Raw genomic sequence first — 19,556 nt, 5'->3', positions numbered from 1 at the left:
CGAAGGAGCTTATCGTTCCACATTAGTCTTTCTTTTTATTATCGCCCGTTGCTTTTCCGATAGAATCTCTCATATCCGTATCAGCATTGACGTTTTGATAATTCACATAGTCCATAACACCCATATTGCCTGAACGTAACGCTTCTGCAAGTGCCATAGGGACATCTGCTTCTGCTTCCACAACTTTCGCACGCATTTCTTCAACACGGGCTTTCATTTCTTGTTCTTTCGCCACAGCCATTGCACGACGCTCTTCGGCTTTCGCTTGGGCAATCTTCTTATCTGCTTCTGCTTGGTCTGTTTGTAACTCAGCACCGATGTTTTTACCGATATCAATATCAGCAATATCAATCGAAAGAATTTCAAATGCTGTCCCTGCATCTAATCCTTTCGCTAACACCGTTTGCGAAATCATATCTGGATTTTCTAATACTTTTTTATGATTACTTGCTGAACCGATTGTCGATACAATCCCTTCCCCTACACGGGCAATAACCGTATCTTCACCAGCACCCCCAACAAGGCGGTCAATGTTTGCGCGAACAGTAATACGCGCTTTCGCTTTCACTTCAATTCCGTCCATAGCCACACCGGCAATAAACGGTGTTTCAATAACTTTCGGATTTACACTCATTTGTACTGCTTCTAATACGTCACGTCCTGCTAAATCAATCGCTGCACAACGTTCAAACGTTAACTCGATATTTGCTCTTTGAGCGGCAATTAACGCATTGACAACGCGGTCAACATTACCACCTGCAAGATAATGACCTTCTAGCTTTCCAGTATTTAAGTCTAATCCAGCTTTAACAGCTTTAATTAACGGATTTACTACACGTGCTGGAATAACACGACGTAATCTCATCCCAACTAATTCAAAAATTCCTACTTTTACCCCTGCTGCTAACGCTGAAATCCATAGCATAACTGGAACAAACGTAAACAAAATAGCAAACGCAATAATAATTAACCCTACAACAACGAGAAACATAATGCTTCCTACATCTGGCATTCCAATCTCCTCCTACGAAATTATTCTTTTACTTGTCTTACTACAATTCTTGAACCTGAAGTATAGACGACTTCGATTTTCTTCCCCTGTCCAATATAGCCTCCTTCAGAAACAACGTCAAGTCGTTCATGGTTAAAGACAGCTGAACCTGAAGGTCGGAGTGGGGTAAGCGTTTCACCAACTTGACCGATTAGTTCTTCCCTTGTTACATTAGAAATATAGCCTTCTTCTGTCGTTGTTGCCCCTTTAAATACAATTTTCTTCATCGGACCCCGATTACCAAAGTATTTAAATACTATGACGGAAGCAACCGCTGACACGATAACAGCGATTAAAATTGAAATCAGCATATTCATTGTAGAAAATGATGCTAACACCATACTTCCAATAATCGAACCAATGCCAAGGACCCCAAAAATTCCAAAACCAGGCACAAATATTTCTATCAAGATTAACAGAATTCCGACTACAAATAGTATAATGGATTCCCATCCAGCAAAACCCGCAAACATATGGCCAAAGAAAAATAACAGTAATGCACTTAAGCCCATAATACCTGGAATTCCAAAGCCAGGGGAATACAATTCTAATACTAATCCGAGACTTCCAATGGATAATAAAATAGGGATCACGACTGGATGCGTAACAAACCGCGCAATTTGTTCAGCAAAGCTGACATCGGTTTCTTTTATTAAGGCATTTTCTAATCCAAGATAATCTAATAGTTCTTCGCGATTATTCGCTAACGCTTCTGCATATCCGACTTCAAGTGCTTGTGTGGCTCCTAATGTTAAGAATTCACCTGTTGGCGCTCCAAGTTCAGGTAAATCAATTGAATTATCAGCCATCGCAAGCGCATATTTTGGGTCCCGATTGTTTAACTCTGCTGATTCTCTCATTTCTGCTAACCAATACGATTGAGCTTTTTGATCACCTGCATTACCTGCTCCATCGATAATTCCTGCAGCTCCCATTGTGGTCCCTGGTACCATGACTATTTCATCGGCATTCAATGAAATATACGCACCAGCTGATATTGCTTTTGCTGTGACAAACGCGGTAATCGGCGTTTCTGTTTGCCTTAATAGCGTCGCAATATTTCCTGCTGCTTCTACCGCACCACCTGGGGTATCAATTTCTAACACGATATGATCAGCTCGTTCTTCAACTGCTTGGGCAAATGAGCGCTTCATAAAAGCTTCCAATCCTCGTTCAACCGTTTGTTCAACAGGAATAAAATATACGATTGGACGGTTTACATCGGCTTCTTCTTGGCTATGTACAAACAATTGGAAAGGGATAAGCACGATGCCTAAGAGCATGAGAAAAGCAAACAATCCCATCCTTTTTTTTGAACCCATCATCTTCCTCCTTTCATGGTGTTTTGACAAACGAGGCCTCACAATAAATAGTTACGTATTTAGTATATCAAAGGTTTCACTATTTTAACGAATGATTTGACTAAAAAAAGAAAAACGCGGGAGCGTCTTTTTTAGAATAAGCTTTCTAAGCTTCGCTGCTATACCGAAATTTTCATGCTCCCTCATTTGTCTCATTTTTGCGGTCAGAGCAGCCGTTATTTGTGAACATGATACGGGTTTCCGTTTTTTAGCGGCCACAGAAGCGCTTATTCACGCAAAAGCCACTCTATTCCTAGCGATATATTATGATTAACTGCTCCTGTGTCCTCCAACGTTCCAAAACGCTAGCAATGTTCACAAATAACGGTTTTCATGGCCGCTTACTTACCATAAACAACAAAATCGTAATACGATAAACCCGACCCAAGTGTTGAATGATTCACTTGGGTCTTTTCTTGCTTGTCCCATAGTACTCCAAGTCCCTCATTCATTCTAAGAATTTATTAGAGCAATGTTATACACAAGTCGACTATTTTATAGTTTCCTAAACAATAAGAAAAACTGAGTGAGGAGACCCACCTCACTCAGTCTTTTTTTGTTTCCTGCAAATCTGAAAGCATGTAATCAATTCCAGGTACCCATTTATAATACTCAGGATACATTTCTCCTCCACAAGTTTCACAGGAAAACATTGGTGGTGTCATTAGATCGCCACCATCCATTAAACCAAAATCTCTTACCATATCAAAATGTATCTTACTTTCTCATGACACACTAAACAAACATAGCTGATAGAAGCCTTCTATTGGACACTTCTCTCCAGGGAAGCCATCCCATTTGTATGAAGGACACTTTCGCTTCGTTTTCTCCTCGTTTTGTCCTTCATCGCCTTTATGAAGGACACTTTCGCTTCATTTTCTCCTCGTTTTGTCCTTCACCACTGTATTAATAACAACGGCTATGTTTGCATTTAACGAAGTTTGACGTGTTCGTTTCATAATAAATATATAAAGCTTCATCGCTATATTATTCTTATTATTTCTTATATGTATATAAAAAACGCTTTGCTCTTTATAAGAGCAAAGCGTTATTCATTGTAATTGTTGTAGAACAAAACGATTGACTAGACTACCATCAGCTTTGCCTTTTACTTTAGGCATAATGGCTCCCATGACTTTTCCGATGTCAGCTTTTGATGTTGCGCCAACTTCAGAAATTGTTGCTTTCACAATGTCAAGGAGTTCATCTTCTGATAACTGTTCAGGCATGTATTGTTCAAGAATCGCTATCTCATCACGTAAATTAGATACTAAATCATCTCGGTTGGCTTTTTCAAACTCATTGAGGGAATCTTTTCGTTGCTTTAATTCACGATTAAGTACGGTTAGCGCATCATCTTGACTAAGCTCATGACCACTCTTAATCTGCTCATTTTGCAATGATGATTTCACCATACGTATGACAGAAAGCTTTTGTTTTTCCTTATTCTTCATTGCCGTCTTCATATCTTGATTTAACTGTTCAAGAAGAGTCAACCGAAACACCTCTCTAAATTAGAACTTACGCTTTCTAGCCGCCTCTGATTTTTTCTTACGTTTCACACTAGGCTTTTCATAGTGCTTACGCTTTTTCACTTCAGCTAACGTTCCTTCTTTAGAAAGTGATCTTTTGAAGCGACGAAGAGCAGCATCAATCGATTCATTTTTGCGAACACGAGTTTCTGCCAATTTATTTCCCTCCCTCCGAAACAACCAACTAACGACTTATAATAAACAAGTCTTTTTTGATTATAATACAACCCAGTATCTAGGTCAACTCATATTATAAATTATATGACTTGTTAACGATAATTACACATGTTTTTATTCTGTTAATGGGATGATTTCCCCATCCTCAATCGCCCCAACTGCACCTTTCCAGTTCATGCCTTGATTTTCGACCCCTGTTAGATGCCAAACAATTAATTCATCCGGAATTGCTTTGACACCGGCATCAAGATGTTCCATTATTGCTTTTGTATCATCGACTGTACCCGCAAGCTTCATCGCTTCGACAAACGCATACATTGCCTGATAGTTAAACGCGGCTTCTGCTGTTGGTACTCGGCCATGCTCGGCTTCATATTTTTCAACAATGGCTTCTGAACCTGGGGCTCCATTCCCAGCAATCGGTAATGTACCGACCGCTCCCTCTAACATTTCATAGCCACCTAATACAGGTTCCATTTCTTCAAACTTCGCTTGATCCATAATCATAAATCCACCTTCAAATCCAAGTTCCCGTGCAGCTTTAATAAGCAAGGCAGTTGGTTCAGAAGGTCCACCAACAAATAATACATCTGGATTTTGACTTAACGCATTTGTGACAATCGGGAAAAAGTCTGTATCTTTACCAAAGTCAATATCGCCATCATATACGACTTCTCCTCCAAACTCTTCCCACACCGGAACGAGAGCCTCTGTCCAATCTTTTCCATATTGTGTTGCTGTTGGAAGTAAAGCAAGTTTTTTGCCAAAGCGCTCTTGCTGATATTGAACAAAAGGTTCAGGGTACATATCATAAGCTGGTGGAATTCGTAACGTTAATTCATTGCCTTGCTCAAGAACAGATTGTTCACTCGTATAGGCACCAATAATAAAGTTTTCTTGTTCATTAAAAACTTGAGTTGCAAAAATTCCTCCACTATGAGGGATAAAGACAACAGGTGTATTATATTCCTGCACGAGTCTTCTAGCATTTGTACCTGCTTCATTTGGCATATACATATCATCTAACGTAACGAGATTTAATTTATATGTTGTTCCATTAACTTCAAATCCTTCGACATTAATTTCCTCTACGGCCATTCGAATCCCACTTACTGTATTTTCACCGTAAAACGCTGCAGGACCACTTAAAGGACCTGAATAACCGATGTTTAAAATTTCCTCCTCACCTGAAACTTCTGGTGTTTCTTCATTAGACGGCGTCTCTTCTGCTGTTTCATTTCCTTCATTGTTTACATCCGGATCAGCAGGTGCACTACTTTCCCCTCCTCCACAACCGATGAGTAACAATACCATCATTAAACTACTTAACCATAACCCCAGATTCTTTTTCATTCCTTCTTCCCCCTTATGGATCGTTTTATATGAAACCGCTTACGCTCCGATGTACGCTTTACGGATTTCATCGTTTTTCATTAATTCATCTTTACTACCACTCGTCACTATTTCTCCGCTTTCTATGACATAACCCCTTGAAGAAATAGATAAAGCTGCATGAGCATTTTGTTCAGCTAGTAATACCGTTACCCCTGTTTTATTAATTTCTTTAATAATCATAAACATCTGTTCAACTATTAAAGGAGCTAAACCCAATGACGGTTCATCTAACATTAATAATTTTGGTCTTGCCATTAACGCTCTTCCTATCGCTACCATTTGTTGTTGACCTCCACTTAAGCTACCTGCTTGAGCTTTACGTTTGGCTACTAAATCAGGGAAAAGCTCATATACGTCATCTAACGTTTTTTTCAGTAATGCTTTATCTTTTTTTAAAACATAGCCACCTAACTTTAAATTTTCATCTACTGTCATTTGTGGAAACAGCATTCTTCCTTCTGCACATTGAACAACTCCATTTTGGACCAAACGATTGGGAGCGAGTCCATGAATAGTCCGATCTTCAAATTTCATTTCACCTTGACTAGGTTTCATTAATCCGCTTATCGTTTGAAAAAGTGTACTCTTTCCAGCACCGTTTGAGCCTAATAAAACAACCAATTCTCCTTTTTCAACCGACAAAGAAATCTCGTGTAACGCTCGAACATTTCCATAATAAGTAGAGATCCGATTAAGCACTAACATGGGCATCTCCCCCTAAATACGCTTCAATGACATTTTTGTTTAACTGAATTTCTTCCGGTGTTCCTTCAGCTATTTTCTCACCATGATTTAGTACGATAATATGGTCGGCTAAAGACATAATCATCGGCATTTTATGCTCAATTAAACAAACCGTTTTTCCGTGACTTACCATTTTTCGAATTAGTTGAACTAATCCATCTGTTTCATCTGGATTCACCCCTGCGGCTGGTTCATCTAATAACACAATTTCTGGGTCTGTCGCTAACGCTAACGCAATGGCAACTCTTTTTTTCTCTTCCTGAGTAATAGAAGAAACAGAGGTGTAAGCTGCATGTAATAGTCCAACGAAACTTAACACTTCTTCCGCTTTTTCCTTACATTGCTTTTGCTCTCTTTTTTCTCGTTTTGTTTTAAAAATAGCATCAAATAATCCTGATTTTGTTCGTAAACGATGTCCTATTAACACATTATCCATAATCGTCTGTTGTTCAAATAAGTGGGTCGTTTGGAACGTTCTGCCGATCCCTAACCTTGCGACTTTTTCCACCGGTAATGTCGTAATATCTTCGCCTTGAAAAGAAATGTGACCTGATGTAGGCTGATGGAACCCACTAATTAAATTAAAGAACGTTGATTTTCCCGCTCCATTTGGGCCAATGACAGCCGTAATTTTTCCTTTTTCAATGTTCGCATCGACTTGATTAACCGCTGTCAGTCCCCCAAATGATTTTGTCAGCTTTTCAATTTGTAACAACAATGATTAAGCCTCCTTTGTCTTGTTATTGCTTTCTCTTTCACTCTTTTTCTTCTGTTTCATTTTCCATACTAAATATCCACCAGCAATTCCCCTTGGATAAAATAAAATCAGTAAAACGACAACAGGACCAAAAACGAGCATTCGATATTGCTCTAAAAATTGAAGCATTTGAGTGAGCACGACAACAATCAATGTACCTAAAATGGGACCCGCCATTGTTCCTATCCCACCGACTAAAAGATAAAGTAGCAGTTCGAATGATTTATGAATGTCAGCCATTTCTGGCCCAATAAAGCGAATATATGACGCATATAAAGCTCCAGCCATTCCCGCAATGACAGCAGAAAGAACAAAAGCAATCAACTTATTTTTCATCACCGAAATTCCAAGTGTTTGCGCTAATTCTTCACTATTACGAATAGCTACAAAAGTTCTCCCTAATAAAGAATGAGTTAATCGATACATAAAAAAGATAACGAGTAACAGGAAGGCCAGCATTAAATAGTATTGAGATGTTATCGTTTCAAATGTTAACGGACCAAGCGGAGTGGGATTCGGAATACCAATTAACCCTCGAACTCCCCCGGTTAAATCATCCCATTTATAAATAATGAGGTAAATTAAAAAGCCAACAGATAACGTATAAATCGCAAAGAAGTGTGATTTAGTTCGTAATGCGACAAGACCAATTAACAATCCAATCACAGCACAAATGACAAGGGCGAGAAAAAAAGCTATCCAAAAAGGGAGTTCAACTGATACGGTTAAAATTCCTAATCCATATGCACCAATTGCAAAGAATCCAGCATGAGCAAGTGATAATTGTCCGGTTAATCCTGTTATCGTATTTAGTCCATAAACAGCAATAGACCAAATAAATACTAAAATTAAAATTTGAATATAATATTGATTTGGAATAAAAAGCGGAAATAGTATAAAGAACAGAAGTAATCCTCCATACAACAAATAATGTCTAGTTGCAATTGGCATTAATGAACCCCCTTCCCAAATAAGCCGTTCGGTTTCATCGTTAAGATAATGACGAGTAAGGCAAAAGCAATAACGTCTTTATAATCAGCAGAAATATAAGTTCCACCTAAGCTTTCGGTTATGCCTAAAATATACCCACCAATAATTGCTCCGGGAATACTCCCCATTCCTCCAATAATAATTATGACAAACGCTTTCATAATGACTAAATTTCCCATGCTTGGAAATACAAGATTAATAGGGGCTGACAATGAAGCTGCAGCTGCAGCTAATCCACCGGCAATTGCAAACGTTAGCATGGCAACTTTATTTGCATTGATCCCAACTAGAAATGCTCCTTTTCGATTTTGAGACATCGCCACAATTGCCGATCCTGTCATTGTTTTCGTCAAAAACAAATGCAATAAAATCATTAATATAACAGCCGCTACAATAACGAGGATTCGTTGATACGTGACGGTAATCCCAAGAAATTGAACTGTATCTCCGTACGGTGTTATCATTCGTTGATATTGACTTCCCCATAAATAAAGGGCCGCTGATTCAAGAAAAAACAATATACCAATCGCCGCAATCATCATCGCAAGCGGGTCTTTTGCATCAATCCGACTAAATACGAGACGTTCAAACACGATCGATAATAACCCGACACTTACAATAGAAATAATAATCGCTATCCAATAATTCATACCGAGTGCGGTCATCACAAGAAGAGTAATATAAGCACCAATCATGTAAAATGCGCCATGAGCAAAGTTCGGAACATGCAATATTCCGAATACAAGGGTCAACCCAAGTGCAACTAGGCTATAAATACTTCCTACCGTAAGGCCATTTACAAGCTGTTGTAGAAATAAATCCACAAGTTTGCCCTCCTTTTAAATCCAGAATATTCAGTAATTTTTATCTATAGGGAAGGGGAAGCCCAGTCCCCTATGGTTGCAATATTAATTTCCCTATCGTTTTCCTTCCCTGAAGCAATTCATGAACTTGACTTGCTTCTTCCAATGGGTATGTCCCCCCAATTGTGAGCTTTAATTTACCTGTACCTACAAGCTTAAGCAATTCAACAAGACTTTGTTGGAATAACGCCGGTTTTCTCATCATTTGTGGAAGAAAGAAACCAATAACAGACTGGTTTTTAGCCATTAGAGATGAAGGATAAAACCGACTTTGCTCTCCACTAGCCACACCGTAAATCACAACTCTTCCAAACGGTGCGAGGCATAAAAGTGTATCATTGAAAATTCTTCCTCCTGCCATTTCAAGAGCAACATCGACTCCTTTGCCTTCCGTTGCTTCTAACACACGCTCATACCAGTTTTCCTCTGTATAATTGACTGTCACATCTGCCCCAAGTTGTTTGGCAACCGATCGCTTTTCTTCCGTGCTTGCAGTGGCGATTATATTCCCCGCTCCAAAATGTTTTGCTAGCTGGACCGCTAACGAGCCAACTCCTCCAGCTGCCGCATGAATCAATACGGTTTCGTCCTTTTCTAGACGTCCCATCGTTTTTAATATATGGTAGGCACTTAAACCTTGTAATGGAAGCGCACAAGCTTGCTCAAAGCTCACATTTTCTGGGACGGGGATTAAACCAGACTCATGTGCCACCGTATATTCAGCATATCCCGTTGCTCGTTTTGAGCTTAACAAGGTGACGACTTTATCCCCTACCTTTGTTTTTTTTACTTGTTCACCAACAGCAGTAACAATACCGGCTACTTCGGCCCCTGGAACAAACGGTAAAGGGGTAGGAATGACATATTGCCCCTCTCGTCTAGCAGTATCCGCATAATTTACACCAATCGCTTTAATTTCGAGTAACACTTCATTTTCCTTCGGAGCAGGTACGTCAAGTTCGACGAGTTTGAGTACTTCTGGACCACCATATTGACTTAGTTGAATCGCTTTCATATTAACACTCCCTTTTGTTTGTCTTTCCTTAGAAACTATCTCTTTTTTTATGACTGGATTTTGACTTATGTAATAAGCCAACCACCATCAACAAGCAAGTCAGTTCCTGTCATATAACTAGCATCGGATGAGGCAACAAATGCAACGACCTTCGCGATTTCGTGCGGCTGTCCGATTCGATTCAGAGCCGTATGCCGTTGAATCGTCTTTTGAAACTGTTCATTTTCAAGATTTCCGGCTGTCATTGGCGTCTCGACAAATCCTGGTGAGACAGAATTGACTCGAATTCCTTTTGGGGCAAGCTCTGCTGCTAATGCTTTTGTAAAGTGAATAACCGCTGCTTTTGCTGTACTATAATGAGGGATTTTCGCTCCTGCTTTATGTCCTGATAACGAAGCAATATTCACAATCGCTTTATTTTCTCCCTCTATCAACGATGCCATATGTTTTGACATTAAAAATACACTTGTTACATTTGCCGTTTGAACTTTTTCCCACTCAGACTGATCAAGGTTTACTATTGAACTACCTGAAGACATTCCGGCATTATTTACTAATACCGTTATATGTCCATACTTGTCTTTAAGGTGACCAGCTAATTTTTCGATTTCCTTTTCGTTCGTTACATCGGTTTGATAGTAAGAGGCGGTGTTTTTACCGAAACGTTCATTAATCTCTCTTGTTACGGCTTCAAGCTTTTGCAACGTCCGACCGACCAAACATATTTTTGCCCCTTCTAATGCTAGTTGAATAGCAACTTCTTTCCCAATTCCACTTCCTGCCCCTGTGATAACCGCAATGTCATGTTGAAATCTCTGCACAAATTCACCTCCTTAATCACATCTATACTCCCTTGCTTCAATGATAAAGTTCGCGATATCCCGATTTCGCTTCGTCGCACTTGAAAATGAATAGCAGGAAAACTCTGTTGCTAAAAACTTCAATAAGCCATCTCGCTTTTGTGAAACATCAAAACCATAAAGCAATTGCTTTGTTAACGCATCCACTTTTTGTAGACTACCTTGAATACTAGAAATCATCATTTGCTTTTTTAGGTCAGCCTTTTCTTCCCCTTGCTTTTCTATCGCTTTTACAGTTCGTAACAATGTCGATTCACTAGCATATAATTCAATGGCGATATCCGCTAACTTCATTGTCACCTCTTGATGTTCTGTTAGTTGGTCACCCAGTTGTTCATATGCAAATCCGGCTAAGGTTAAAAAAGCACGTCTGATAGATGATACAACTGCTCGTACTTCAGATAATTGCTCGACTTCCCGACTTTCATCGTTTTGTTTCAGCTCCATTACTGCACTCTCTATCGCATGTTGTATCGGTAGTTCACCCTTTGCGCCTTTCTTAAAAAAAGTGCCTGGGATAAGGAGACGGTTAATTTCGTTTGTTCCTTCAAAAATTCGATTAATTCTAGAATCTCGATAAGCCTGCTCTATCGGGTATTCTTTAATATACCCCGCTCCTCCATGAAGTTGTAACGACTCATCGACGACATAATCTAGCACTTCAGAGCCATAGACTTTACAAATTGCGCATTCCATCGCAAATTCCATTAATCGTTTCGTGACAAGAGAACGGTCCTCAATATCATAAACATCGTGTAGTACCCCTTCTAGTAAACCAGCAGAGCGATATTGCAGAGATTCTGCCGTATAAAGCTTACAAGCCATTTTTGCAATTTTTTCTTTTGTGGCACCAAAATCAGCTATTAATCTATTAAACTGCTTTCTTTGTGTCGTGTGCTCAATGGCTAACCCAAGTGCTGCTTTTGCTCCTCCCATACAAGCAGCCCCCAAATTAAACCGTCCTAAATTCAAGACATTTAAGGCAATGAGATGACCATTTCCTATTTCTCCTAAGACATTTTCTATCGGTACAAGGCAATCTTCAAGCACGACAGAACGCGTTGAAGAACCTTTAATTCCCATCTTTTTTTCTTCTGGTCCAAGCGAAAGACCCGGAAAGTCTTTTTCTACTATGAAAGCTGTAAATTTAGTTCCATCTACTTTTGCATAAACGATAAACGTATCTGAAAAGCCAGCATTTGTAATATAAAGTTTTGTTCCGTTTAAAATATAATGAGTATTTTGTTCGTTTAATACCGCTGTTGTTTTTGCTGCTAAAGCATCTGAGCCGGAACCTGGTTCGGTTAAACAATATGCCCCTATATACTCACCAGATGCTAATTTCGGTAAATACTTTTGTTTTTGCTGCTTTGTACCGTAATACGTAATCGGTAACGTTGCAATACATGTTTGATTTGAATGGGCAACCCCATAAGTACCGGCACGACCGACCATTTCACCGACAACAGCATTACTCATCTTGTCTAACCCTAATCCACCGTAAGATTCTGGAATACTATGGGCTAGTAACCCTAATTCCCCTGCCTTACGTAAAAGCGAAACAACCGTATCAAAATCTTGTTCTTCTATTGTTTCTCTTTTCGGGTATACTTCATTTTCAATAAACTGTTTCCCTGTTTGCTTTATCATGTGATGCTCATCAGAAAAGTCTTCTGGAGTAAAAACCATATCTGCTTCGATTTCAGACGTTAGAAATTGTCCACCTCTTATTTCCATTTTTGTTTCCATACTTACTCCTCCTTTTTAATAATTTCATGGCCATTAAACACCGGTACAACCGTATAAATTCCTTTTTGTGCAACATAGTCAAGTGCTTCATCATAACCGTATTGAGCTAAAAGCATTCCTACTTGCGATTCCCGCAGTATCGTGTTCGCGTTTCCTGTCTTGTAAAAAGAAAGTGCTGCCTTCGCTGAATCTGTTAACCTCCACCCTTTTTCGTGAGCCAAAAACTCACGGATAAGATAACCAGCACCATAGAAGTCTTCTAAGCAAAATTGATTGGAAGACCCTGAGCAAACGATAACGACCGACTGAGCCTTTTCTATCGTTTGATAAATCTCTTTAACAATTGCCGTTGCATTTAATAGACTTGCAATATAAAGTTGCTTTGCAGCTTTTGCTTTCACAATCGCAACTGTCCCATTCGTTGTTGATAAAATTACGTGTTTGTTTTCCACTTGACGTTGTAGTTCAAGAGGGTTTGGTGATAAAAAACCTTCCAATGTTTGACCCTCATACTCACCAATAAAGATTGTGTCTTTTTTTTCATATAGTGTAGAAACGTAGGTAACATCTTCTTTCTTTTCTAATGGAAGAATAGACTTCGCTTTATGCTGGAACAACGACACTATCGTTGAAGTTGCTAAAAGAACATCTAATACAATCACAATATTACTTGTAAGCTTTTCAGGGATGATGTCTTCTTTTTTTAATATGACTTGTAATGTCCTCATCATTTCCTCCTAACGAAAAGCTTGCAGTGATGTTTCTCTTCCATGTGTTATTAAAGAGGCGACGGTTTCATTAAAACGCGCAAAACGTGGATCTTTTGTTTGCCCCATTTTATAACGATAATAAATTTGTTGAGCGATGACCGCTAATTTAAAATAGGCAAATGTGATATAGTAATTGAGATGTTGAAGATCTCGCCCACTTCGTTTTGCATACTGTTCTGCAAATTGTTGTCGCGTGTAAAAACCTGGTAATACCGTAACAGGTGGTTTCCCGAATCCTTGCTTTAATAAAGAAGGGTCATCTTCTTGAATCCAATAACTCAACGCCACACCGAGATCTGCTAACGGGTCACCAATCGTAGCCATTTCCCAATCGAATAATCCATTCATCTCCGTAAACGAAGGTGAAAACATCGCATTGTTTAATTTAAAGTCGTAATGAATAATCGTTGGTGGTAAAGACGACGGGATATGTTTGGCAAGCCATGCTGTTAACTGTTCAACATGAGGAACCTCATCCGTTTTCGCCTTTTCATATCTTTTTATCCACCCAAGCACTTGTCTCTCTAAAAACCCTTCAGGACGACTAATGTCTAGTAATTTTGTTTTTGAAAAATCAATATCATGAAGCTTCACTAAAGATTCAACCATAAGATTTGAAATTGTCTCATTCATTTCTTTCGTAGGAACGATTTCTTCTGGAAATTGCGTATCAATCACAATCCCTCTTCTTCGTTCCATAATAAAAAATTCACTACCAATTAAGTCAGAGTTCTCATAATATAAGATTGGCTTTGGGGCAAGTGGAAAAAACGGATGAATTTCTTGTAGTATAAATGATTCACGTTTCATATCATGAGCCTTTGCAGCAACAGGTCCTAATGGTCTTTTTCGCAGTACTGCTTCCCAATTACTAATTTGAAGGGCGTACGTTAAATTCGAATGACCTGATGGAAATTGTTCAATTTTTAATGGGGCCTCAGGAAGGTCACTGAGTTGTCTTCGTAAAAATCGTTCTACTTTATCTTTATCGAGTTCTTCACCTGGCCGAACCGAAATCGTATCTTTATAGGTCAATGGCATTCACTCCTTTAGCGGTGCTGAAAACTTGGCTTACGCTTTTCGATAAAAGCTGAAACACCTTCTCGAACATCTTCAGTGCGAAACACCGCTTCAAATAATGAGGCTTCAAGTTCAATTCCCGCAGCTAAATGTTGCTCTCCACCTTCATCTACTGCTTTTTTTATACGAGATAATGATTGAAGAGAATGACGGGCGATTTTGTTGGCCAGATTCTTTGCTTTTTCCATCCCTTCTCCTGTTGAAACAACATGATTCACTAACCCTATTTTCTCCGCTTCTAGGGCTGAAATAGGATCCCCTGTAAACATCATTTCTTTTGCCTTTGCTTCTCCAATTAACCTAGGTAATCGTTGCGTCCCCCCACTTCCAGGAAATAATCCAAGCTTTACTTCCGGTAATCCGATTTGACTATGCTCTTCTGCGATGCGTATATCACAAGTTAATGCCAGTTCACATCCTCCACCAAAAGTTAAGCCATTTAATACGGCAATCGTCGGTTTGTGTAAGAAGTCAATTTGATTGTAAACAGCATGTGTTGCCAATACACTTTCTTTCATATTTGGGTCATCCATAAGATGAGGAAACTCCTTTATATCTGCTCCTGCCATGAATGCGGTGTTTCCTGCTCCTGTTAAAATCACAACGATAACTTTTTCGTCAGTTTCAAGTTCAGTAAACACGCTCTGTAATTGTTTAACTACTTTAGCACTTAACACATTCAGAGGGGGATTATTTATTGTGACTGTTGCAATTCCCTTCTCTATTTCAAGCTCAACAACCTGTGATTCCATTTATTTCACCTCTACCTGTTCATAGTTATACCAGCCTTGCCCCGTCTTTCTTCCTAGAGTACCTGCTTTTACTTTCTCCTCTACACATTTTGGTGGCTTGTCATTTGGATCTCCTGTTTCTGCATAGCGTTGCTGGTCGACAAAATAGGCAATATCAATCCCAGATAAGTCCATTAAAGCAAATGGTCCAATTGGGTGATTTAGTGCTTTTGTACAAATGAGGTCGATATCTTCAAAGTCAGCATATCCTTCTTCATAAAGAGAAACCGCTTCTCTTGTTAACGCTCCTAAAATTCGGTTCGCAATAAATCCAGAAATTTCTTTATGAAGCAGCACTGCCGTACGATTAATGCGCTTACATAAATTCATTGTAATTTGGGCTGTTTCATCTGAGGTTTGCTCACTTTTCACAACTTCAACACAATCCATCACTAATGGTGGGAAAAAGAAATGCATATTACAAACTTTTTCAGGTCGATTTGTGACTGCGGCAATTTTTGAATTGACGATCGTTGACGAGTTTGTTGCTAAAATGGCATGTGGAGGTGCAAGTTGATCTACTTTTTGAAACACTTGCTGCTTCACATCTAGTTTTTCGACTATCGCTTCGATTACAAAATCTGTATGAATAACTGCTTCTTCTAAACTTGTAACAAATGTTAATCGTGAAAATGCCGCTTCCTTATCAGCCTCAGATATTTTTCCTTTTTTCATCCATTTCCCGATTTGGTACTCTAAACTCTCTTTTGCTTTTTGTAATGCTGTTTCTTCTATATCTTGAATCGTAGTTTCATAGCCACCTAGCGCACATAACATTGCAATTTGATGACCCATAGAACCTGCACCTAACACTGTAATTCTTTTAATATTATCAATATTCATGTTCATATCCACCTTCCTTGACTAACCGGTTAGTATGTTATTACAATACTCCACTCTAGCAAGAGTAGAAGAGTGAATGAATTAAGCTTGAATTCCATTTATAATTAAATCTAAGTATATATCTGAGATTTGCAATTCTGTTAATGGACCCTTTGGATCAAACCAATGATAGCCCCAGTTTGCAGCACCTAATATCGCCAACGTAATAATTTCAGCATTAATGTCTTGCCGAAATTCACCCATTTCCATACCTTTTTCAATGACAAATTGCGTTTGCTTTCGGAATTGGTCTCTTTTCTTAAAAATATCTTGTAAATGTTCTTCATTTAAATTTTGCATTTCACGGAAAAAGACTTTTGCACTTTGTCCTTGACCTTCAATGTTTTTTAATAACATATAAACGATTCCGTGTAATTTCTCTTTAGCAGATTTTGATTCATCTTCAACAATCGCTTTTTGCGTTTGAAGTAACTCATTGATAAAACGCAAATGGATTTCCATTAGCAATTCTTCTTTACTAGTAAAATAATAGTAAAAGGTTCCTTTCGTGACGCCTAGCTCTTCAACTATATGTTGGATTGAAGTTTCCGTAAACCCATTTTTCCCAAATAAAATGATGCTTTTTTCAAAGATTTTTTCTTTCATGTTGCAAGCTCCTCACTATTCTCAAGTCATTTTTTAGTATACCATACCGTTGTACACCTCACTTTAGGTTTACCTAAATTCCACTTAAAATGTCAAGCCTCCACCATCGACCATAATCGTCGTTCCTGTAATAAAAGAAGATTCTTTGGATGCTAAGAAAACAACAACGTTGGCGACCTCTATCGGAGTGCCTAATCTTCTTAACGCATTTGCTCTTGAAATAATGTTCCACTTCTCTGGATGTTTTCTCCATTCATCGATAATAGGTGTGTCAATGACTCCAGGCGCAATCGCATTAACGCGAATATTTTGTTCCCCATATTCTAGAGCTGCATTTTTCGTCAACGTTAGGACACCAGCTTTTGATGCATTATACGGCGCTACATATTTTTTCCCTTTAATCCCTAAAAGACTAGAAGTGTTAATAATGGAGCCACCTGTTTGCTTCATCATTTCTGGGATAACATATTTCATCCCAAGAAATATTGACTTTAAATTCACATTAATGACCTTATCCCATTCTTCACTCTTCATGTCTACAAGTCTTTTTTCTTCATTGCCAATGCCGGCATTATTGAAGAGAATATCGATTCGGCCAAATTGACTAATCGTCTTATTTACTACTTGTTGAATTTCTGTTTCGTTTGTTACATCAGCTTTAACAAATAAGGCATCATACCCATCGTTTGTCAGTGTTTGTTGTAACTGTTGTCCTTGGTCTATCTTTATATCTGTTAAAACTAGTTTTGCCCCTTCTTCTGCGAATCTAAATGCTGTTGCTCGACCAATTCCGCTGCTAGCTCCAGTAATAATCGCGACCTTTCCTTCAAGACGCACGAATTAATCCTCCTCTCGTTTCAGCAATGTTGCGATTCCTTGACCACCACCAATACAAGCTGACACAACTGCATATGTCCCTTGGCGTCGCTTTAATTCATACACTGCTTTTGTTATTAATATTCCTCCTGTCGCACCAAGTGGATGTCCATGGGCAATCGCGCCACCATTGACATTCAACTTTTCATCAGGGATGCCTAGTTCTTTATTACATGCTAATATTTGAGCGGCAAAGGCTTCATTGATTTCAACAAAATCAACTTCATCTAATGACACTTTTGTTTTTTCAACTAACGCATGTATCGCTGGGACAGGACCAATCCCCATTTTATTTGGGTCGACACCGGTAACCGTATACCCAATAACTGCACCCAACGGTTTTACCCCGAGTTCTTCTGCTTTTTCTCTTGACATAAGTACAAGTGCAGAAGCTGCATCATTCAAGCCTGAACTACTCCCAGCAGTTACTGAGCCACCTTGGATAAAAGCAGGGGGAAGTTTCGCTAATGCTTCTAACGATGTATTTGGTCTAGGATGTTCATCTTCTTGAAACACAATCGGTTCGCCTTTTCGAGTAGGTATGGAAATCGGAACTATTTGCTCTGTAAAATAGCCTTGTTTCATCGCTTTAGCCATTTTTTGTTGACTGCAAAGGGCATACTTATCCTGTTCTTCTCTAGTAATCGAATATTCGTTTGCTAGATTTTCAGCCGTTATCCCCATCGGTGGATCTCCAATTTCTTTCGGAGAGAGTTGTGCTGGTAAAATCTTTGGCGGAGCTGTAGCATATGCTTTTGTCGGTTTTTCTAATAAGAAAGGGGCACGACTCATACTTTCTGTACCACCTGCAACGACAATCTCGCAATCTCCAGCTTTTATCGCTTGCGCCGCTAAGTTTATGGCATTAATTCCTGATCCACACTGACGGTCAACCGTAACTCCTGGAATCGATAGTGATAGTCCTGTTTGTAATGCAGATAATCTAGCAATGTTGCCTCCGCCACTTAACACATTTCCAAAAATAACATCATCAACATGTTCTGCATGAACCTTTGCACGACTTAAAGCCTCTTTAATAACAACAGCTCCAAATTCATGTGCTTTTAACGAAGCCATTGCTCCTCCTTGCTTTCCAATCGGTGTCCGTACGGCAGCTACAATGACCGGATCTCGTTTTGACATGATATTTCCCCTCCTTTTAAAGCCATCTTTGAAATCACGAAAATTACTTCACACGTTTTTTCATAGTGTTTTGTCTATTAGAACTCTTCTATTGAACATTTTCTCTTCGGTTTTCGCTGAGTTTGACTGATACTCGCTACATCGCATTCATACCACCATCAACAACAACAACTTCTCCTGTCACATAATCAGAAGCTTGCGATGCTAAAAATAAAGCTGCTCCTTTCAAGTCATCTTCATTTCCAAATCTTTGTAAAGGGGTTCGTTCTAAAATTAAATTTCCACCATGTTCTAATAATCCTTTTGACATTTTCGTTGGGAAAAAGCCTGGTGCTATGGCATTCACGTTAATTTGATGTTGCCCCCATTTTGCAGCTAAATCTTTCGTAAACGTAATCACAGCCCCTTTACTCGTGTTGTACACAATCGTATCCATATATTTAGGGTCAGCTCCCCTTAAGCCCGCTACTGAAGCAATATTTATGATTTTTCCGTTTTTTTGTTCAATCATCACTTTTCCAACCGCTTTTGCCATTAAGAACGTTCCCGTTACATTCACGTCCATTACTTTTTTCCATGCTTCGCTCGGCATATCAACAACTGGTGTTCCCCATGTTGCTCCACTATTATTGACAAGAATATCGATAGTACCAAACCTGTTGACGGTTTGTTCTACTACATTCGTGACATCAGTTTCGCTTGTCACATCACATGCGAGGGATAATGTTTGGACCCCTTTTTCCTCTAACTCCTTTGCCACTTCATCACACGCTTCTTTTTTCCGGGAACAAATGACAACATTTGCTCCCGCATCGGCAAAGGCGTGGGCGATTTGTGCCCCTAATCCTCGTCCTCCTCCTGTTACGATCGCGGTTTTCCCTGTTAATTGAAATAATGAGAGTGCATTCATCATG

The 19,556-nt window shown here is 39.1% G+C and carries 21 protein-coding genes; all 21 read right to left on the bottom strand.

Annotation, left to right across the window (positions count from 1 at the left end):
- Positions 1-22: 22 nt before the first annotated feature.
- The 21 genes from floA to T323_RS0118640 all read right to left on the bottom strand — a co-directional run bounded on the left by floA (position 23) and on the right by T323_RS0118640 (position 19,552).
- Positions 23-1,012 (bottom strand): flotillin-like protein FloA, encoded by a 990-nt coding sequence (floA, locus tag T323_RS0118740; protein ID WP_026674658.1) that lies wholly within the window; start codon positions 1,010-1,012, stop codon positions 23-25.
- Positions 1,013-1,032: 20 nt separating this feature from the next.
- Positions 1,033-2,373: an NfeD family protein gene (locus T323_RS0118735; RefSeq protein ID WP_026674657.1), complete on the bottom strand. Its 1,341-nt coding sequence runs from the start codon at positions 2,371-2,373 to the stop codon at positions 1,033-1,035.
- Positions 2,374-2,957: 584 nt separating this feature from the next.
- Positions 2,958-3,116 (bottom strand): hypothetical protein, encoded by a 159-nt coding sequence (locus T323_RS28935; RefSeq protein WP_156942484.1) that lies wholly within the window; start codon positions 3,114-3,116, stop codon positions 2,958-2,960.
- A gap of 348 nt (positions 3,117-3,464) precedes the next feature.
- Positions 3,465-3,908, bottom strand: coding sequence for a GatB/YqeY domain-containing protein (locus T323_RS0118725; RefSeq protein WP_026674656.1), 444 nt, complete (start codon positions 3,906-3,908; stop codon positions 3,465-3,467).
- Between the two features lie 18 nt (positions 3,909-3,926).
- Positions 3,927-4,100 (bottom strand): 30S ribosomal protein S21, encoded by a 174-nt coding sequence (rpsU, locus tag T323_RS0118720; protein WP_003323311.1) that lies wholly within the window; start codon positions 4,098-4,100, stop codon positions 3,927-3,929.
- A 135-nt stretch (positions 4,101-4,235) separates the two neighbouring features.
- On the bottom strand, positions 4,236-5,474 hold the full coding sequence (locus T323_RS0118715; protein WP_026674655.1) for an ABC transporter substrate-binding protein: 1,239 nt from the start codon (positions 5,472-5,474) through the stop codon (positions 4,236-4,238).
- A 39-nt stretch (positions 5,475-5,513) separates the two neighbouring features.
- Positions 5,514-6,221, bottom strand: a complete 708-nt coding sequence (locus T323_RS0118710; protein ID WP_026674654.1) for an ABC transporter ATP-binding protein — start codon at positions 6,219-6,221, stop codon at positions 5,514-5,516.
- Entirely contained in the window at positions 6,208-6,978 is a 771-nt protein-coding gene (locus T323_RS0118705) for an ABC transporter ATP-binding protein (protein ID WP_026674653.1), read from the bottom strand. Before T323_RS0118705 ends, T323_RS0118710 begins: the two co-directional genes overlap by 14 nt.
- A gap of 3 nt (positions 6,979-6,981) precedes the next feature.
- On the bottom strand, positions 6,982-7,968 hold the full coding sequence (locus T323_RS27105) for a branched-chain amino acid ABC transporter permease (RefSeq protein WP_051556614.1): 987 nt from the start codon (positions 7,966-7,968) through the stop codon (positions 6,982-6,984).
- Complete coding sequence (locus T323_RS0118695) at positions 7,968-8,831, bottom strand: branched-chain amino acid ABC transporter permease (RefSeq protein WP_026674652.1); 864 nt, start codon at positions 8,829-8,831, stop codon at positions 7,968-7,970. The genes T323_RS27105 and T323_RS0118695 overlap by 1 nt, the downstream gene beginning before the upstream one ends.
- Before the next feature lie 70 nt (positions 8,832-8,901).
- Positions 8,902-9,885 (bottom strand): quinone oxidoreductase family protein, encoded by a 984-nt coding sequence (locus T323_RS0118690; protein WP_026674651.1) that lies wholly within the window; start codon positions 9,883-9,885, stop codon positions 8,902-8,904.
- Between the two features lie 65 nt (positions 9,886-9,950).
- Positions 9,951-10,706, bottom strand: coding sequence for an SDR family NAD(P)-dependent oxidoreductase (locus T323_RS0118685; RefSeq protein ID WP_026674650.1), 756 nt, complete (start codon positions 10,704-10,706; stop codon positions 9,951-9,953).
- Between the two features lie 12 nt (positions 10,707-10,718).
- Positions 10,719-12,494, bottom strand: a complete 1,776-nt coding sequence (locus tag T323_RS0118680) for an acyl-CoA dehydrogenase FadE (RefSeq protein ID WP_026674649.1) — start codon at positions 12,492-12,494, stop codon at positions 10,719-10,721.
- A 2-nt stretch (positions 12,495-12,496) separates the two neighbouring features.
- Complete coding sequence (locus T323_RS0118675) at positions 12,497-13,222, bottom strand: 2-phosphosulfolactate phosphatase (protein WP_169737913.1); 726 nt, start codon at positions 13,220-13,222, stop codon at positions 12,497-12,499.
- 9 nt (positions 13,223-13,231) lie between these two features.
- The gene (locus T323_RS0118670) at positions 13,232-14,299 is read right to left on the bottom strand and encodes a phosphotransferase family protein (protein WP_026674647.1); all 1,068 of its coding nucleotides are present in this window, start codon (positions 14,297-14,299) and stop codon (positions 13,232-13,234) included.
- Positions 14,300-14,313: 14 nt separating this feature from the next.
- On the bottom strand, positions 14,314-15,096 hold the full coding sequence (locus T323_RS0118665; protein WP_026674646.1) for an enoyl-CoA hydratase: 783 nt from the start codon (positions 15,094-15,096) through the stop codon (positions 14,314-14,316).
- Positions 15,097-15,978, bottom strand: coding sequence for a 3-hydroxyacyl-CoA dehydrogenase family protein (locus tag T323_RS0118660; protein ID WP_026674645.1), 882 nt, complete (start codon positions 15,976-15,978; stop codon positions 15,097-15,099).
- Between the two features lie 81 nt (positions 15,979-16,059).
- Positions 16,060-16,623 (bottom strand): TetR/AcrR family transcriptional regulator, encoded by a 564-nt coding sequence (locus tag T323_RS0118655; RefSeq protein ID WP_026674644.1) that lies wholly within the window; start codon positions 16,621-16,623, stop codon positions 16,060-16,062.
- Between the two features lie 84 nt (positions 16,624-16,707).
- Positions 16,708-17,460 (bottom strand): SDR family NAD(P)-dependent oxidoreductase, encoded by a 753-nt coding sequence (locus T323_RS0118650; RefSeq protein WP_026674643.1) that lies wholly within the window; start codon positions 17,458-17,460, stop codon positions 16,708-16,710.
- 3 nt (positions 17,461-17,463) lie between these two features.
- Positions 17,464-18,642, bottom strand: a complete 1,179-nt coding sequence (locus tag T323_RS0118645) for a thiolase family protein (protein WP_026674642.1) — start codon at positions 18,640-18,642, stop codon at positions 17,464-17,466.
- 136 nt (positions 18,643-18,778) lie between these two features.
- Entirely contained in the window at positions 18,779-19,552 is a 774-nt protein-coding gene (locus T323_RS0118640; protein ID WP_026674641.1) for an SDR family oxidoreductase, read from the bottom strand.
- Between the last annotated feature and the right edge of the window lie 4 nt (positions 19,553-19,556).

This window comes from Alkalihalobacillus bogoriensis ATCC BAA-922 (genome assembly GCF_000621445.1).
In the GTDB taxonomy this organism is placed as follows: domain Bacteria; phylum Bacillota; class Bacilli; order Bacillales; family Bacillaceae_F; genus Bacillus_AO; species Bacillus_AO bogoriense.
This window is presented reverse-complemented; position numbering and strand designations above follow the sequence as displayed.

Excerpts from the sequence above, each read along its gene's own strand:
- floA (WP_026674658.1), bottom strand. The coding sequence starts at position 1,012 with ATGCCAGATGTAGGAAGCATTATGTTTCTCGTTGTTGTAGGGTTAATT.
- T323_RS0118735 (WP_026674657.1), bottom strand. The coding sequence starts at position 2,373 with ATGGGTTCAAAAAAAAGGATGGGATTGTTTGCTTTTCTCATGCTCTTA.
- T323_RS28935 (WP_156942484.1), bottom strand. The coding sequence starts at position 3,116 with ATGGTAAGAGATTTTGGTTTAATGGATGGTGGCGATCTAATGACACCA.
- T323_RS0118715 (WP_026674655.1), bottom strand. The coding sequence starts at position 5,474 with ATGAAAAAGAATCTGGGGTTATGGTTAAGTAGTTTAATGATGGTATTG.
- T323_RS0118710 (WP_026674654.1), bottom strand. The coding sequence starts at position 6,221 with ATGTTAGTGCTTAATCGGATCTCTACTTATTATGGAAATGTTCGAGCG.
- T323_RS27105 (WP_051556614.1), bottom strand. The coding sequence starts at position 7,968 with ATGCCAATTGCAACTAGACATTATTTGTTGTATGGAGGATTACTTCTG.
- T323_RS0118690 (WP_026674651.1), bottom strand. The coding sequence starts at position 9,885 with ATGAAAGCGATTCAACTAAGTCAATATGGTGGTCCAGAAGTACTCAAA.
- T323_RS0118680 (WP_026674649.1), bottom strand. The coding sequence starts at position 12,494 with ATGGAAACAAAAATGGAAATAAGAGGTGGACAATTTCTAACGTCTGAA.
- T323_RS0118675 (WP_169737913.1), bottom strand. The coding sequence starts at position 13,222 with ATGAGGACATTACAAGTCATATTAAAAAAAGAAGACATCATCCCTGAA.
- T323_RS0118665 (WP_026674646.1), bottom strand. The coding sequence starts at position 15,096 with ATGGAATCACAGGTTGTTGAGCTTGAAATAGAGAAGGGAATTGCAACA.
- T323_RS0118660 (WP_026674645.1), bottom strand. The coding sequence starts at position 15,978 with ATGAATATTGATAATATTAAAAGAATTACAGTGTTAGGTGCAGGTTCT.
- T323_RS0118655 (WP_026674644.1), bottom strand. The coding sequence starts at position 16,623 with ATGAAAGAAAAAATCTTTGAAAAAAGCATCATTTTATTTGGGAAAAAT.
- T323_RS0118645 (WP_026674642.1), bottom strand. The coding sequence starts at position 18,642 with ATGTCAAAACGAGATCCGGTCATTGTAGCTGCCGTACGGACACCGATT.
- T323_RS0118640 (WP_026674641.1), bottom strand. The coding sequence starts at position 19,552 with ATGAATGCACTCTCATTATTTCAATTAACAGGGAAAACCGCGATCGTA.